The 13,775-nt window shown below is 68.1% G+C and carries 15 protein-coding genes; 7 read left to right on the top strand and 8 right to left on the bottom strand.

All coding sequences use genetic code 11. From position 1 onward, the window contains the following. Positions 1-52: 52 nt before the first annotated feature. Both SCNU_RS11230 and SCNU_RS11225 read right to left on the bottom strand, forming a co-directional pair. Entirely contained in the window at positions 53-1,321 is a 1,269-nt protein-coding gene (locus tag SCNU_RS11230; RefSeq protein ID WP_009679491.1) for a class I SAM-dependent methyltransferase, read from the bottom strand. Continuing rightward, on the bottom strand, positions 1,318-2,730 hold the full coding sequence (locus tag SCNU_RS11225) for an FAD-binding oxidoreductase (RefSeq protein WP_009679490.1): 1,413 nt from the start codon (positions 2,728-2,730) through the stop codon (positions 1,318-1,320). The genes SCNU_RS11230 and SCNU_RS11225 overlap by 4 nt, the downstream gene beginning before the upstream one ends. An 85-nt stretch (positions 2,731-2,815) precedes the next feature. Between SCNU_RS11225 and SCNU_RS11220 the strand changes: the two genes are divergently transcribed. Continuing rightward, positions 2,816-3,253: an SRPBCC family protein gene (locus SCNU_RS11220; protein WP_009679489.1), complete on the top strand. Its 438-nt coding sequence runs from the start codon at positions 2,816-2,818 to the stop codon at positions 3,251-3,253. 67 nt (positions 3,254-3,320) lie between these two features. Then, the gene (locus tag SCNU_RS11215; RefSeq protein WP_009679488.1) at positions 3,321-4,196 is read left to right on the top strand and encodes a pseudouridine synthase; all 876 of its coding nucleotides are present in this window, start codon (positions 3,321-3,323) and stop codon (positions 4,194-4,196) included. Between the two features lie 76 nt (positions 4,197-4,272). On the opposite strand, the gene SCNU_RS11210 is transcribed toward SCNU_RS11215, so the two are convergent. Next, complete coding sequence (locus tag SCNU_RS11210; protein WP_009679487.1) at positions 4,273-5,091, bottom strand: mycofactocin-coupled SDR family oxidoreductase; 819 nt, start codon at positions 5,089-5,091, stop codon at positions 4,273-4,275. A gap of 153 nt (positions 5,092-5,244) precedes the next feature. Between SCNU_RS11210 and SCNU_RS11205 the strand changes: the two genes are divergently transcribed. Genes SCNU_RS11205 through SCNU_RS11190 form a run of 4 tightly spaced genes read left to right on the top strand, consistent with a single transcriptional unit; the run spans position 5,245 to position 7,173 of the window. After that, the gene (locus tag SCNU_RS11205) at positions 5,245-5,577 is read left to right on the top strand and encodes a hypothetical protein (RefSeq protein ID WP_009679486.1); all 333 of its coding nucleotides are present in this window, start codon (positions 5,245-5,247) and stop codon (positions 5,575-5,577) included. Then, positions 5,577-5,963 (top strand): YbaB/EbfC family nucleoid-associated protein, encoded by a 387-nt coding sequence (locus tag SCNU_RS11200; RefSeq protein WP_009679485.1) that lies wholly within the window; start codon positions 5,577-5,579, stop codon positions 5,961-5,963. The genes SCNU_RS11205 and SCNU_RS11200 overlap by 1 nt, the downstream gene beginning before the upstream one ends. Before the next feature lie 10 nt (positions 5,964-5,973). Then, complete coding sequence (gene recR / locus SCNU_RS11195) at positions 5,974-6,585, top strand: recombination mediator RecR (protein WP_009679484.1); 612 nt, start codon at positions 5,974-5,976, stop codon at positions 6,583-6,585. 24 nt (positions 6,586-6,609) lie between these two features. After that, positions 6,610-7,173: a uridine kinase family protein gene (locus tag SCNU_RS11190; protein ID WP_009679483.1), complete on the top strand. Its 564-nt coding sequence runs from the start codon at positions 6,610-6,612 to the stop codon at positions 7,171-7,173. Positions 7,174-7,862: 689 nt separating this feature from the next. Here the strand turns inward: SCNU_RS11190 and SCNU_RS11185 are convergent. From SCNU_RS11185 to SCNU_RS11165, 5 genes are all read right to left on the bottom strand, one after another. After that, entirely contained in the window at positions 7,863-8,576 is a 714-nt protein-coding gene (locus SCNU_RS11185; RefSeq protein ID WP_009679482.1) for a type 1 glutamine amidotransferase, read from the bottom strand. Beyond that, positions 8,576-9,859 carry a MurT ligase domain-containing protein gene (locus tag SCNU_RS11180; protein ID WP_009679481.1) on the bottom strand — a complete coding sequence of 428 codons (1,284 nt, stop codon included), beginning with the start codon at positions 9,857-9,859 and terminating at the stop codon, positions 8,576-8,578. Before SCNU_RS11180 ends, SCNU_RS11185 begins: the two co-directional genes overlap by 1 nt. A gap of 196 nt (positions 9,860-10,055) precedes the next feature. Continuing rightward, positions 10,056-11,438, bottom strand: a complete 1,383-nt coding sequence (locus SCNU_RS11175; protein ID WP_009679480.1) for an MFS transporter — start codon at positions 11,436-11,438, stop codon at positions 10,056-10,058. Continuing rightward, the gene (locus SCNU_RS11170) at positions 11,435-11,998 is read right to left on the bottom strand and encodes an isochorismatase family protein (RefSeq protein WP_009679479.1); all 564 of its coding nucleotides are present in this window, start codon (positions 11,996-11,998) and stop codon (positions 11,435-11,437) included. Before SCNU_RS11170 ends, SCNU_RS11175 begins: the two co-directional genes overlap by 4 nt. Positions 11,999-12,029: 31 nt before the next feature. Further along, the gene (locus tag SCNU_RS11165) at positions 12,030-12,464 is read right to left on the bottom strand and encodes a MarR family winged helix-turn-helix transcriptional regulator (RefSeq protein WP_009679478.1); all 435 of its coding nucleotides are present in this window, start codon (positions 12,462-12,464) and stop codon (positions 12,030-12,032) included. 101 nt (positions 12,465-12,565) lie between these two features. Here SCNU_RS11165 and SCNU_RS11160 point away from each other — a divergent pair, with 101 nt between their 5' ends. Next, positions 12,566-13,645 carry an alpha/beta hydrolase gene (locus tag SCNU_RS11160; RefSeq protein ID WP_009679477.1) on the top strand — a complete coding sequence of 360 codons (1,080 nt, stop codon included), beginning with the start codon at positions 12,566-12,568 and terminating at the stop codon, positions 13,643-13,645. Positions 13,646-13,775 lie beyond the last annotated feature (130 nt).

The following is a 13,775-nucleotide window of genomic DNA, read 5'->3' as shown; positions in this document are numbered from 1 at the left end:
CCGTGGCGGCCGAATAGAGCGGAATCGGGGATTCAATTACGAGCGCGGAGACCTACGGCTGCCACCAGGGGCGCAGTGGCAGGGTGGTGGTCGCGTCGAGCTGCAGCTTGGTCGCCAGCACGTGATGCAGTTGCACGATGTCGCGCTCGAAACCGATGCGGCAGCCGGCCATGTACAGACCCCACAGGCGCGCGGTGCCCTCGCCGACTTCCGCGACGGCCTCATCCCAGTTCGCCACCAGATTGGCGTTCCAGTCGCGCAGCGTCATCGCGTAGTGATGCCGGAAGTTCTCCTCGTGGAGCACTTCCAGACGCGAGACGTCCTGCATCTTGGAGATGATGGTTCCCGAGCCGGTCAATTCGCCGTCGGGGAACACGTAGCGGTCGATGAACGGTCCCGCCTTGCTGCGGGATCGGTTGTCGGGGCGGGTGATCGAGTGATTCAGGATGAGCCCGCCCGCACGGACCTTGTCGCGCATGAACCCGAAGTACTTAGGGTAGTTCGCGACGCCGATGTGCTCGGTCAGGCCGATCGACGAGATCGCGTCGAAGTTCGTCTCCGTCACGTCGCGGTAGTCGCTGAACCGCACCTCCGCGAACTTCGACAGGCCCTCGTCCTCGATGGCCTGCTGTGCCCACTGCGCCTGCTCGCTGGAGAGGGTCACGCCCAGCGCGTGTACGCCCTGTCGGGCGGCGTACCTGACCATTCCGCCCCAGCCGCAGCCGATGTCGAGCAGGCGGTCGCCCGGCTGCAGGTTGAGCTTGTCGAAGATCAGTCGGTACTTGTTCTCCTGCGCCTCTTCGAGCGTGGCCTCGGGGGTCGGGTACACCGCGCAGGTGTACGTCATCGATTCGCCGAGTACCAACTCGTAGAAGCGGTTCGAGACGTCGTAGTGGTAGTGGATCACCTCGGCGTCGCGCTCACGACTGTGCCGCAGTCCCTCGGCGAACCGGCGCCACCGAGGCAGGCTCTCCTGCGGAGGCGGCGGGATCAGCTTGAAGTGCTCGATGCCGATCGCCCGCGCCACCTGGGCGAGTTCGAGTGGGCTCGGCTTGGTGAACTTCAGGTCGCCGGCCAGCGCTTGCAGTGCTCCGTAGGGGTCGCCCGGGTGGGCGCCGATCAGCTCGAGGTCGCCCGAGACGTACGCGCGGGCCAGCCCGAGGTCGCCGGGCGCGGTCACCAGGTAGGTGGTGCCGCGCGGCGTCTTCAGGTTCAGCCCGAACTCGGCGTCTTCGGGTCCCGCGCTGCTGCCGTCGTAGGCAGTGATCCGCACGGCGAGGTCGCCGCCGACGAGGGTTTCGAAGATCTGGGCCAGCTTCATGCGCGCTTCACTGCTTTCTCGTAGAGGCCGAGCAGACGGCCGCGGGGGTCGTATCGGCGCTTGAGGTCGTCGTAGGCCTCGCCGCCGTACAGGTCGTCGAATTCTTCTGGGCTGTAGAAGGATTCGGAGTAGAGCGACTTGTGTCCGCCCAGCTCGCTGACTTTCTGCTCGATGATCCGATTGGTGTGCCCGGGCCGGTTCGGAGTGACGGGCACACCGGACCAGAAACCGACATTGACATAGAACTTCCCGCGCTGCAGCGGATACAGCGTCCACGGCTGGGCGGTGGTGTCGTCGCCGATCGGCGACGGCTCGGCCAGCTTCAGCGGGCACAGCCAGAGGGGCTCGATCGGGATCTCCTCGAGGAACCAGTCGACGAAGTCGGCGGTCCGCTCGATCGGGACCTCGATGTCCTGGACCACGCGCTCGGTGGGCGGGAGGCCCTTGCGGGCGTTCAGCTTGTCGCCGATGTCCCACCGCTGGTCGTAGCCGATCAGCTTCCAGTAGAAGCTGCTGCGCAGGTATTTGGCGGGCCAGAAGCGGCGGATGCGCGGATTCTGGGCACCGAACGCGCGGGAGCACCAGAACCAGTCGGTGTCCCAGCGCCAGAGGTAGTCGCGGATGGTCAGCCGATCACGTTTCGGTTCGTCGCCGTCGTGCTGGATCGACCGGTAGTAGATCTGCTCGTCGGTGTAGTCGCTGACCGGGCCGGGCTCGTCGGTCTGCCGGCCGAGCACCGCGTACGCCTCGTCGGCGGTGAAGACCACGCCGTCGAGGTAGTCGACGCGCTCCCCGCGGTACTCGCGGTCGTCGGCGATGCGAGCCATCAGGTCCTGCAGTTCACGGGTGCTGTGCACGCGGACGTGCCGCAGCTCGACGAACGGCGGAACCTTCTCCAGCCGGATCTTGAGCCGCACCGAATAGCCGAGCGTCCCATAGGAGTTGGGGAATCCGAAGAACAGGTCCCGGTGTTCGTTGTCGGGCGTCGCGACGATCAGGTCGCCCGAACCGGTGAGGATCTCCATCTCCAGCACCGACTCGTGTGGAAGTCCGTTGCGGAACGACGTGCTCTCGATGCCCAGCCCGGTGACCGCCCCACCGAGGGTGATCGTCTTCAGCTGCGGAACCACAAGGGGCGCAAGGCCGTAATGCAGCGTCGCGTCGACCAGATCCTCGTAGGTGCACATGCCGGCGACCTGCGCGGTCTGTTCCTCGGGGTCCACCGAGATGACGCGATGCAGCTCGGAGACGTCCAGTCCAGGGGCGGTGGTGTCGGCCCGCTTCCGGAACAGATTCGACGTCTTCTTGGCCAAGCGGACGTTGGCTCCGTCCGGAATCGCTCGGTAGCTGTCGAGGAGTCTCTGCTTGCCACGACTGAAGGCGACGTCGCCGTACTCGAATGCGTTCAAAGCCACATTCCTACCGTAGCCTGATCGCCAGTACGGTGGACGAAGTGATTCCGACCCAAGACGAGTTCAAGAGGAGCCTTCCGACGTGGGACAGGTAACAGCCAGCGCGGCCATCCAGATCAATGCAGCCCCGGAGGCGGTCACCGCAGCCCTGGTCGACTACGCGAACGTGCGCGAGGGTCTGCTGCCGGAGAACTACCGGGACTACCGCGTCGACGAGGGCGGCACCGGGGCGGGCACCGTCGTGCACTGGATCCTGCAGGCCACCGAGAAGCGTCAGCGTGATGTGCTGGCCGACGTGACCGTGGCCGGCGACACCATCACCGAGACCGATCGCAATTCGACGATGGTCACCACCTACCGCGTCACCGCGGCAGGCTCCGGCTCGCAGGTCGAGACGACGACGACCTGGAAGGGCGCGGGCGGCATCGGCGGATTCTTCGAGAAGACGTTCGCGCCCAAGGGACTGAACCGTATTCAGACGGCGCTGCTCACCAATCTCAAGAACCGTCTCGAGAGCTGACCTGAGTCGTCGAGGACGCCGACGCGTCAAACCCCTGGCCGCCCGGGATGGCATCGATGCCACCCGGGTGGTTCTGCGTCTGCCGCCGGACGAGGGGGCGTGGACGGTGATGGATGCGTTGTCGGTGGCGCCGTCGTTGGCGGACCTCACGTCACAGGATCTGACTGAGCGGGCGGCGGCCGGGGAGATCGTCGACGCGGACGGTCGTCCGGTGGATCTCGACGCGCCGGTGCTCCGGCCGGTCCCGGTGTTCCTGTACCGGGACCCGCCGGAGGAGTTCCCCGTGCCGTTCGACATGCCGATCCTTCATCTCGACGACGACCTCGCAGTGGTCGACAAGCCGCACTTCCTGGCGACGATGCCCCGCGGCGCACATGTCGCGGAGACCGCCCTGGTACGACTGCGGCGGGAGCTGGGATCCGACGAGGTGGCGCCCGCACACCGGCTCGACCGGCTCACCGCTGGAGTCCTGCTGTTCACGCGACGCCGCGAGGTCCGCGCCGCGTATCAGGAGCTCTTCGCGCAGCGCCGGGTGCACAAGGAGTACCGGGCGCTGGCGCGGGCCGACGACGCGCTGGTCGAGCGTGTCCGCATCGAGAACCGGATCGTCAAGACCGCGGGCGATCTTCGCGCGCGGGTGGTGCCGGGCGAGGTGAACGCGGTCAGCGACATCGAACTGGCGGTCCGGCACGGAGAGGGTCTCGCCGAGTACCGCCTGCTGCCGTCGACCGGCCGCACGCATCAGCTGCGGATGCACATGGCGGGACTGGGGACGCCGATCATCGGTGATCCGCTGTACCCGGAGGTCGACCACGACCTCGCCGCAGCCCCGGACCGCGGGGACTTCTCCCGTCCGCTGGCGCTGGTCGCGCATCGGCTCTCGTTCACCGATCCGCTCTCGGGGCGGGAGCGGACGTTCGAATCGCCTCGCTCCGTGCGCTGAACGTGCGATGGGACGGCCGCCGGTGAAGGCGACCGTCCCGGCGTCGGCCGCCGTCAGCGACGGCGTCGGATGCGGATCAGCGGTTCGAGGCGCCGATGTCGACGCGCATCTCGGCGCCGGTCATGTGCTTGGCCTCGTCGGAGCTCATCCACGCGACCACGTCGGCGATGTCTTCGGGCGTGGCCCACTCGTCGGGCAGGGTGTTCATGTAGATCGGCCCGAGGGTCGCGGCGTACTTACCGAGGTAGGGCTGCATGGCGCCGCCCAGATCCATGCCGGTCGCGACTCCCGCCGGGTGGACGGTGTTGACGCGGATTCGGTCCATGCCGAGCTCGTTGGCCATCACGCGGGCCAGGCCGACGACGCCGTGCTTGGTGGCCGCATAGTGTGCGGTGAACGGCGTGCCCTTGAGCCCGGACAGCGAACTGGTGAAGACGATCGAGCCGCCCTCGCCCTGCTCGAGGAAGATCGGCACCGCGGCCTTGGCGGTGTTGAACACGCCGGTCAGGTTCACGTCGATGACCTCCTGCCACTGCTCGGCGGTGATCTCCCACGACATGCCGACCGAGCAGATGCCGGCATTGGCCACGACGAAGTCCAGGCGGCCGAACTCGGCGACGCCGGCCTTCAGTGCGGCCTCCAGGCCGGCGAAGTCACGCACGTCGACCTTGGTCGCGAGGATGCGCCGCCCGGTGGCCTCGACGAGCCGCACGGTCTCGGCGAGATCGTCCTCGGTGGCGCCGGCGTACGGCGTGGTGGCGAAGTCGGTGCAGGCGTCGATGGCGATGATGTCGGCGCCGTCGGACGCGAACTTCACCGCTTCGGCGCGGCCCTGGCCGCGGGCGGCGCCGGTGATGAAGGCGACCTTGCCTGCGAAGCGTCCTGAGTCGGTCATGTGTACTCCGTTCGATACCTGGGATGGGCACGGACCGTCGCAGTGACGGCCGTCACCCGGTCGACAGTAGGGCTCCTCAGCGGGCGCGGTGGCGTGGTCGTCCCACTGACCGGGCGGCGTCCGGTTGTCCGAGGTGGCGAGTAGCCTCGCGGCATGGCGATCATCGGCTCGTACGAGCGGCATCCGGATCTCGGGTGCGAGGCGATCGTGTTCCTCGACGAGGAGTCCGACGCCTGCTTTCAGCTTCAACGGGACCTGCCGGGCGGTCCGCGTGCGGGAGAGTACTGCGTGACGACCGGCGCCAGTGCACCGGTGTACGACGGCGTCGCGCAGTGGCGTCGGGTCGGAGCCGATCGATTCGAGTTCGCATTGGCGCCGCGTGCCGCACGGTTGTTCGGCGACGACGTGCTCTCGTTTCTGGTGGTCGCGGGAGCGGATGTCACGCTGGACGAACTCGCCGGGCACGTCGACCGTCTGCTGAGCTGATGGGACCGACTACCCTGGGTGCCGTGACTGACGCATTCGATCCCAGTGCATTGTTCGGTGGCGGAGCCGGCGGCGAGAACCCGATGGCGGGCCTGATGGCTCAGGTTCAGCAGATGCAGAGCCAGATGGAGGCCGCCCATGAGGTGATCTCGGCGACCGCGGTGGTCGGCACCGCGGGCAACGGGCTGGTGACCCTGACCGGTGACGGAACCGGCGCGATCAAGTCGGTCGAGATCTCCCGCGACGTGGTCGACCCCGAGGACATCGAGACCCTCCAGGATCTGGTGGTCGGGGCCTTCGCGGACTTCGCGGCGAATCGTGACGCACTCGTCGCCGACAAGATGGGACCGTTGGCCGGCGGTGGCGGCCTGCCCGGTCTGAGCTGACGGACGTTCCATGTACGAAGGCCCGATTCAGGATCTGATAGACCAACTCGCGAAGCTTCCCGGGTTGGGCCCGAAGGGCGCCCAGCGCATCGCCTTTCACCTGCTGGCCGGTGAGAACGTCGAGATCGACCGGTTGATCGCGGCGCTCGGCCACGTGCGCGACGACGTCACGTTCTGCACCGAGTGCGGCAACGTCGCCGCGGACACGCTGTGCCGGATCTGCGGTGATGCGCGTCGGGACGCCACCAAGATCTGCGTGGTCGAGGAGCCGAAGGACATCTACGCGATCGAGCGGACCAAGGAGTTCGACGGTCGGTACCACGTGCTCGGCGGCGCCCTCGATCCGTTGTCCGGAATCGGACCGGACCAGCTCCGGATCCGCGAGTTGCTGCGTCGCCTGGGCGATCAGCCGGACGGCCAGGACGTGTCGGAGATCATCGTCGCGACCGACCCGAACACCGAGGGCGAGGCGACGGCGACCTACCTGCTGCGGATGCTCAAGGATTTCCCCGGACTGTCGGTGACACGTCTGGCGTCCGGACTGCCGATGGGTGGTGACCTGGAGTTCGCCGACGAGCTGACGCTCGGCCGGGCACTGTCGGGCCGTCGCGTCCTGGTCTGACCGATGCCCGCCGAAGCCTCGCGGATGGACCCCGATCCGGCCCCGCACGACTGGGCGTGGCTGGCCGACGACCTCGCCGTCCGCGGCGGACTGACCGACGGGATCATCGCGATCGACGGTCCGTCGGGCGCGGGGAAGAGCACCTTCGCCGCGGAGCTGGTGCGGGCGCTGAGCGATCGTGGCCGGCAGTCGGTGCTCATCAGCACCGACGACTACGCGACGTGGGACGATCCCGCCTCGTGGTGGCCGGAGCTCGAGCACGACATCATCCGGGCATACGAGCGCAACCACGACTACTTCTACCGGCCGCGGGTGTGGGTCGACGGGGCCCCGGAGGTCGGGCCGGAGATCTGGATCCGATGGCAGCCGATCCTGATCATCGAGGGCGTCACTTCCGCGCGTCGGAGCACCGCCGACCGCCTGACCGGCCGATTCTGGATCGACGGTCCGCCCGCAGCGGAACGACTGCGTCGCACGGTGGCGCGCGACGGTGAAGCCGATCGCGATCATCTGGCGCGATGGCAGCAGTTCGAGGAGGGCTGGTTCGCCGTCGACGACACACGCGCTCGCTGTCGCGTGATCGCCTGATGATGTGAAGGTCCGCCGCAAGCGCCGCGGCGTATCGAGATCCCGCACGCAGGTCTCGACACGCTCGCTCACTTCGTTCGCGGGCTGCTCGACCAACCTGGGAGCGGCTCACGGATTTGGACGAAAGAGGCGGTGACCTGCGGAAAAACATGGCATTCCGATTAGTTCAAATCAGCAGTGTTCGGCGTGACCATCTGGTGGTCACACCGAACACTGCCGATGCCAGAGCTGCCGATCAGCACCGCCCAGGTCCGTCGAGCAGCCTGCGAACGAAGTAGGCGAGCGTTGTCGAGAGCCTCGTCGTCAGCACACGAGCCTCGATACGCCGCGGCGCTTGCGCGCCGGGGCTACTCGACGATCCTGAGGCGGTGACCTGCGGAAATACAGGATCTTTCTTACAGATCCGCACGCTGATGGACTAAAGCTGTCGTTCGGTGCCACCAGGCGACACCAAACGACAGCCTTGATCTCGTCACTCACTTCGTTCTTGCCTGATCTGCGGAAATACTGGAGCTTCCTTAGCAGATCCCGCACGCAGGTCTCGACACGCTCGCTCACTTCGTTCACGGGCTGCTCGACCAACCTGGGAGCGGCTGTGACGGGAGCCGTGACCTGCGGAAATGTAGGACCTTCCTTACAGACAGCGTGCGGGTCTCGATGACGCCGCGGCGAGGACCTATTCGCAGCGCCTACCGCGCTGCGGCGAGTCGTTCCTTGCGCAGTCGATCCACCTGCGGCAGGTCGAGCGGGGTGAGTTCGGCGCCGGTGGCCTTCGCCAGCAGGAAATCGGCCAGCTCCGGATTCCGCGCCAGGACCGGACCGTGCATGTACGTCGACACCACGCTGCCCTGGACTGCGCCTTCGACGCGGTCGCCTGCACCGTTGCCGACGCCGTTGCGGACGCGGCCGAGGGGCCGGGCCGCAGGTCCGAGAGTCGTCGCCCCGCGGTGGTTCTCGAACCCGGACAGCGGTCGCGTGAGGCCCTCGATCAGCGGTGCCGTCACGAGCTCACCGATGGCGCGGGCGTCCTGCGGCGAGGTGGTCAGGTCGAGCATGCTGATACCCGAGACGCGTTCGCCCGCCGCCGTCTCGTACCAGTGCCCGAGGACCTGGATGGCCGCGCAGATCGCGAGAACCGGCCTACCGGCCTCGGCGGCCCGCTGCAGACCCGGATGCCGCAGTAGATGCCGTGTCGCCAGGCGCTGCGCATAGTCCTCGGCGCCGCCGAGGGTGTAGACGTCGAGTGATTCGGGGACCTCGTCGTCCAGGGTGATCGAGACGATCTCGGCGTCGATGCCGCGCATGCGTGCGCGCTGACGCAGGATGAGGGCGTTGCCGCCGTCGCCGTAGGTGCCCATCACGTCGGGCAGGACCAGGCCGATGCGCAGGGTCGATTCGCTCATCAGGCGTTGTCCTCCACGGTCTTCTCGACGGGCTTCGCGCCCGCTCGCTCGAGTGCGACTCCGAGGTCTCGGAACGCGGTGTAGTTGGCCAGCACTTCCACGCGGCCCGGCGGGCAGGAGGCGATGGCCGCGAACGGGTCGTCCACCACGGTGTGTTCGGCGCCGGCGTACAACAACCGGACCGAGAGATCGGCCGCACGTTCGCCGGACGCGATGACCTTCACCTGCTCGAACGCCTCGAAGCGAACGTCCCAGAGCCACGAGAGGTCCTCGCCGTCGGGGACCTGCCCGTTGACCGCGATCACCAGGCTGTCGGCGGTGGCGTCGATCATCGACAGCGCCTCCTGCCAGCCCGCCGGATTCTTGGCGAGCAGAGTGCGGATCCGGCGGCCGTTCAGCTCCACTGTGCCGTAGCGGCCCGCGACCTCGCCGACCGTGCCGACGGCTCGGACCGCGGAGGCCGGGTCGGCGCCCATCGCGACGGCCGTCGCGACCGCCTGCGCGGCGTTGCCACGATTGGCGCGTCCAGGGACCTTCAGGGTCATCGGTGCGATGAAGCCGTCGGGTCCGTAGAGGTTCTCGTCGTCGAACCACCACTGCGGGGTCGGACGCCGGAAGGCTTCGTCACCGGTCGAGTACCAGTCGTCGCCATTGCGGATGATCGGCTCGCCCGAGCGCGGGCAACTCACCGAGTCGCCGACCCATGACGCACCAGCCGCGACCCACACGACGTGCGGGGCGTCGAAGGCCGCTGACGTCACGAGCACGTCGTCGCAGTTCGCCACGACCACCGCGTCCGGATGGCGGGCGATGCCGCCGCGAAGGCTCTGCTCGATGATGTTGATCTCGCCGACACGGTCGAGCTGGTCGCGCGAGAGGTTCAGGAGGGTGAACACGCGGGGCGCGGTGTTGTCGGCGACGTGCGCGACGTGGAGTTCGTCGACCTCGAGGGCGGCGACCGGTGCGTCCTGCTGCAGGCTGAGGGTCGCTATGATGCCGGCGTCCATGTTGGCGCCGTCGGCCTGGGTGGCGACGTCGCCGAGCCCGGCCAGCGCGGCAGCGGTCATCCGCGTGGTGGTGGACTTGCCGTTCGTTCCGGTGATGAGCGCCACCGACTTCCCGGCGGCGAGGCGCGACATGATGCGGGGGTCGATCTTCTCGGCGACGAGTCCGCCGATCATCGAGCCCTTGCCGCGACCAGCGGTGCGCGAGGCCCATCGAGCGGTGGCGGCGGCGGCGAGCGCCGCGCGCGTGCGGACGGGGAGGCGAGAGGCTTCCGGCATTCCACGAGTTTCCCATACCGATGAGTACCGGCGGTTTCTGCGGGCCTGTGGCAACATGCGGCCATGGGGGACGACAGTGATGCAGGCGACGATTCGCCGGCGAGGTCGTTTCCGGCCTGGCGGATCCTCCACGCACTCATCACCGTGGCGGTGCCGTGGATCCTGGCCGTCCGGTATTACGGCTCGATGAGGTCGGTCAGGCGTGGCGCGGCAGCGCGCGATCGGTGACCGTCAGCAGCGCCACGGCGGCGCCGATCCCGACCGTCGCCCATCCGACGACGTGGAAGCCCGCGTCGGTGGCGTGGTCCCCGAACGCGGCGCCGATCAGGCTCGCCGAGGTGATGGCACCGATGTACGCGAACGTCCGGTACAGGCCGGAGGCGACGCCGACCTGGTCCGCGGGCGACTGCATGAACAGGGCGGCCTGATTGGCGAAGCTGTTGAGGCCGTTGGCCAGACCGATGAGCAACGACATCGCCAGCAACGACCACAGCGGCGCGTCGTGCGTCAGCAACAGCATCACCAGGCCCGCGGCGCCGAAGGCCGCGCCGGTCGCCAGCAGCGGGACGCGGACCGCGCCGCGCCGGGAGCTGATCGCGGCCACGACGATGCTGACCGCCGACATCGGCAGCAACAGGACGCCGACCCGGGTCGGGCTGTAGCCCGCGGACTGCTCCATCCACTGGCTGACGCCGTACATCGTGGTGTACATCCCGAGCGCGGCGAGCGCTTGACGCAGGTAGGTGCGGACGAGCGGGCGATTGGCGGCGAGCATCCGCACGTCGATGAGCGGAGTCGCGAACCGGCGCTCCCAGACCACCAGCGCGGCGGTGAGCGCCAGGGCGATCGCCCCGAGCCGGAGCGACTGGACGCTCGGTGACCGCAGGAACTCCAAAGCGGCGACGACGGCGGAGGCGAACAGTGCGATCCCCAGCGGATCGACGGCGGCCAGCGTCCGTCGGAGGTCCGAGGGAATCGACACGTCGTCCTTCGGCACGCCGATCGCCACGAGGACCAGCGCGATCGACGCGGCGGGCACGTTGATGAAGAACACCGCACGCCAGCCGAACACGCCGGTCAGGACGCCGCCGATCGGGAGTCCGACCATGGCGATCACCTGAGCCGTGATCGAGAAGATCCCCAGGATCCGGCTTGGAACACCGCTCTGCGTGGCGTCGGCTCGTCGGCGGATGAGGGACATCGCCATCGGATAGGCGGCCGAGGTGCCGATGCCGAGTAGAGCGCGTGAGGCGACGAGCGCGCCGAACGACCACCCCGCGGTGCCGATCACTCCGGCGATCAGGACGAGGACGATTCCGCCGATCATCACCCGACGCTCGCCGAACAGCGGTCCGAGTTTGCCCATCGTCGGTTGGGCGACGGCGCTGCATAGATAGAGCACCGAGATCAGGACGGCGGTGTCGGCGGGTCCGCGGTGGAAGTCGACGCCGATCCCGACCATCGCCGTCGCGATGAGCGAACTGTTGATCGGGTTGAGGACTGAGGCCAGGACGAGGGGCGCGGTGAAGGCGACGCCGAAGGGGTGGCTCGGCGTCCGATGCTGCCTCTCGGTCGTCACGCCCGCCGAGCGAGTTCGGCGAGCACGTCGGCGCTCAGGCCGGTCTCGGCGACCCGCGGCAGCACGGCTGTCGCGCTGTACTCGTGGCGAGTCCCCTCGCTGTCGCTGCATCCGTCGAGTGCGACGGTCACGTTGTAGCCGAGTTCGAAGGCCTGTCGTACCGTCATCTCGACGCCGACGGAGGTCGAGACTCCGACGACGACCACCTGGGTCACGCCCCGTTCCTGCAGGCTCTCGTGGAGTCCGGTCGCAGTGAACGCACCCGGGGTCTGCTTCGTCACCCGGAGTGCGCGGGCGTCGTCGGCGAACGGGCTCACCGCGTCGCTCCAGCCGTCGGGGAAGGCGGCGCGCGGTCCGGAGAGATCGGTGCGCCCGGGCGGGACGTCGTCGACGGTCACGATGACCACCGGCAGGTCGGCGGCATGGAAGGCGTCCGAGAGTGCTGCGACGTTGGCGACGACGTCCGAGAAGGCAAAGGGTGCGAGGTCTCGTTCGGCGAGTCCGCGCTGGAGGTCGATGACGATCAGGGCGGTGCCGGTGTCGAGTGCGGAGACGGTCATAGGGCGACTTCCTTCAATCGTTGGTTCGTGGTCACGGTTGTTCGGCGACGCGTTGCAGCAGGTGAACCGCTTCGGCGAGGCGTTCGACCTCGTCGGGCCGGAGCGCCTCGGTGATCGCGTGCGCGAGCCAGTCGGCTCGTTCGAGTCGGCCGACGGTGAGTTCGGATCGGGCGGATTCGGTCAGGTCGAGGAGGATCCGTCTCCGGTCGGACGGGTCGGGGGAGCCGGCGACGACGCCGGCGTCGGTCAATGCCGACACGATCGCGGCCATCGACTGCTGTCGCATGCCGTGGGCGCGGGCGAGATCCGCGGTCGAGGTGGGGCCGAGCCGGTCGAGGCTACTGATCACCGCCGACTGCGACCGGGTCAGGTCCATCACCGACGAATGCGCGCGTAGCTTCCGGTTGAGCTCGGCGATCGTGGTGCGGAGATGATCGCCCACGTCGGCGGCAGAGTTCTGCGACATCGCTCCAGCGTAGCGAAAAGAACAGAAAACTGCACAGTTAACTGTCTATTAGTGGTGCGTGGCGGGTGACCGTTCCATCGGGCGGTGATAGGTTCGGCGCTGTGAGTCGTGCAACAGCAGTCCGTCTGCCTCTCCCGATCAAGATCCAGCGGTCGATCCTCAAGGGTTCCGCCAAGATTCCGGCGCCCGTCCGCGGGGTGATGAGCCGCCTGACCGCCGTGAACAGTGATGGTGACCGCCTCGACCCCTCTCTCGCTCTGGTGGCGACGGCCTCGGCGTACATTCCGTCGCTCGCCCTGGTCGGCGAGTCGGTGACCGGTTCGCGCGCGGCGATCGAGGTCAACAGCGCGATGATGGCCCAGACCTTCGAGCACTTCGCGGTGGAAGAGGATCTGCTGATCGAGACCGACTCGGGCGCGGTCCCCGCGACGCGGTACAGCGTCGAAGGTCGTGGCCGGGGGCTGATCGTCTTCTATCACGGAGGCGGATTCGTGCTGGGCAGCCGGGCCAGCCACGATTCGGCGGTCCGTGCCCTCGCGGTCGCGTCGGGCGCCGACGTCCTGTCGGTCGACTACCGGCTGGCCCCCGAGCACGTCTTCCCCGCTGCGGTCGACGACTCGCTCGCAGCCTGGCGTTTCGCGGTTCGGAAGGCGCCGGACTGGGGCATCGATCCGCGACGGATCGCGGTCGCGGGCGATTCCGCAGGCGGCAACCTCAGCGCGGTCGTCGCGCAGCAGGTGCGCGGGGAGGATGTGGTGCCGTGTCTGCAACTGCTGATCTATCCGGTCGTCGACATGTCGCGCAAACGCGGCTCGATGCAGGAGTTCTCGAAGGGCTACTTCCTCACCGAAGCGCAGATCGACTACTTCTGCGACACCTACCTGGAGTCGCGCGACCAGCTGTCGGACCCGCGGGTCTCACCCCTGTTGGCCGACGATCTGTCGGGACTCGCGCCCGCGCACGTGGTGGTCGCGGGCTTCGACCCGCTGCGGGACGAGGGCCTGGAATACGCGGACGCGCTGGAGAAGGCCGGAGTGCCGGTGACGGTGGAACGCGCCGGTTCGATGATCCACGGTTTCATCAACATGGCCTTGCTGAGCCCGGAGGCCCACGCCGTCGTCGAACGCATGGGCCGCGCCGTCGCCGATGCGATGGACGGGGTGCTCATCTCCGCCGGCTGAGTGTGCGTCCCCCGCAGGTTGAGCGAGCGGAGCGAGTCGAAACTCCTGTCACCCGGGCTGGAAGCGACCAGCCCGGGTGACGGTGGTTTCGACTCGCTCCGCTCGCTCAACCCGGATCCACCGATGGGTT

It is taken from the genome of Gordonia neofelifaecis NRRL B-59395, from assembly GCF_000192435.1.
Taxonomy (GTDB): Bacteria; Actinomycetota; Actinomycetes; order Mycobacteriales; family Mycobacteriaceae; genus Gordonia; species Gordonia neofelifaecis.
The sequence above is the reverse complement of the archived record's forward strand: the minus strand, read 5'-3'. Positions and strand labels throughout refer to the sequence as shown.

Coding starts and splice junctions, on each gene's coding strand:
- SCNU_RS11230 (WP_009679491.1), bottom strand. CDS start 1,321: ATGAAGCTGGCCCAGATCTTCGAAACCCTCGTCGGCGGCGACCTCGCC.
- SCNU_RS11210 (WP_009679487.1), bottom strand. CDS start 5,091: ATGACCGACTCAGGACGCTTCGCAGGCAAGGTCGCCTTCATCACCGGC.
- SCNU_RS11205 (WP_009679486.1), top strand. CDS start 5,245: ATGGCGATCATCGGCTCGTACGAGCGGCATCCGGATCTCGGGTGCGAG.
- SCNU_RS11200 (WP_009679485.1), top strand. CDS start 5,577: ATGGGACCGACTACCCTGGGTGCCGTGACTGACGCATTCGATCCCAGT.
- recR (WP_009679484.1), top strand. CDS start 5,974: ATGTACGAAGGCCCGATTCAGGATCTGATAGACCAACTCGCGAAGCTT.
- SCNU_RS11190 (WP_009679483.1), top strand. CDS start 6,610: ATGGACCCCGATCCGGCCCCGCACGACTGGGCGTGGCTGGCCGACGAC.
- SCNU_RS11185 (WP_009679482.1), bottom strand. CDS start 8,576: ATGAGCGAATCGACCCTGCGCATCGGCCTGGTCCTGCCCGACGTGATG.
- SCNU_RS11180 (WP_009679481.1), bottom strand. CDS start 9,859: ATGCCGGAAGCCTCTCGCCTCCCCGTCCGCACGCGCGCGGCGCTCGCC.
- SCNU_RS11170 (WP_009679479.1), bottom strand. CDS start 11,998: ATGACCGTCTCCGCACTCGACACCGGCACCGCCCTGATCGTCATCGAC.
- SCNU_RS11165 (WP_009679478.1), bottom strand. CDS start 12,464: ATGTCGCAGAACTCTGCCGCCGACGTGGGCGATCATCTCCGCACCACG.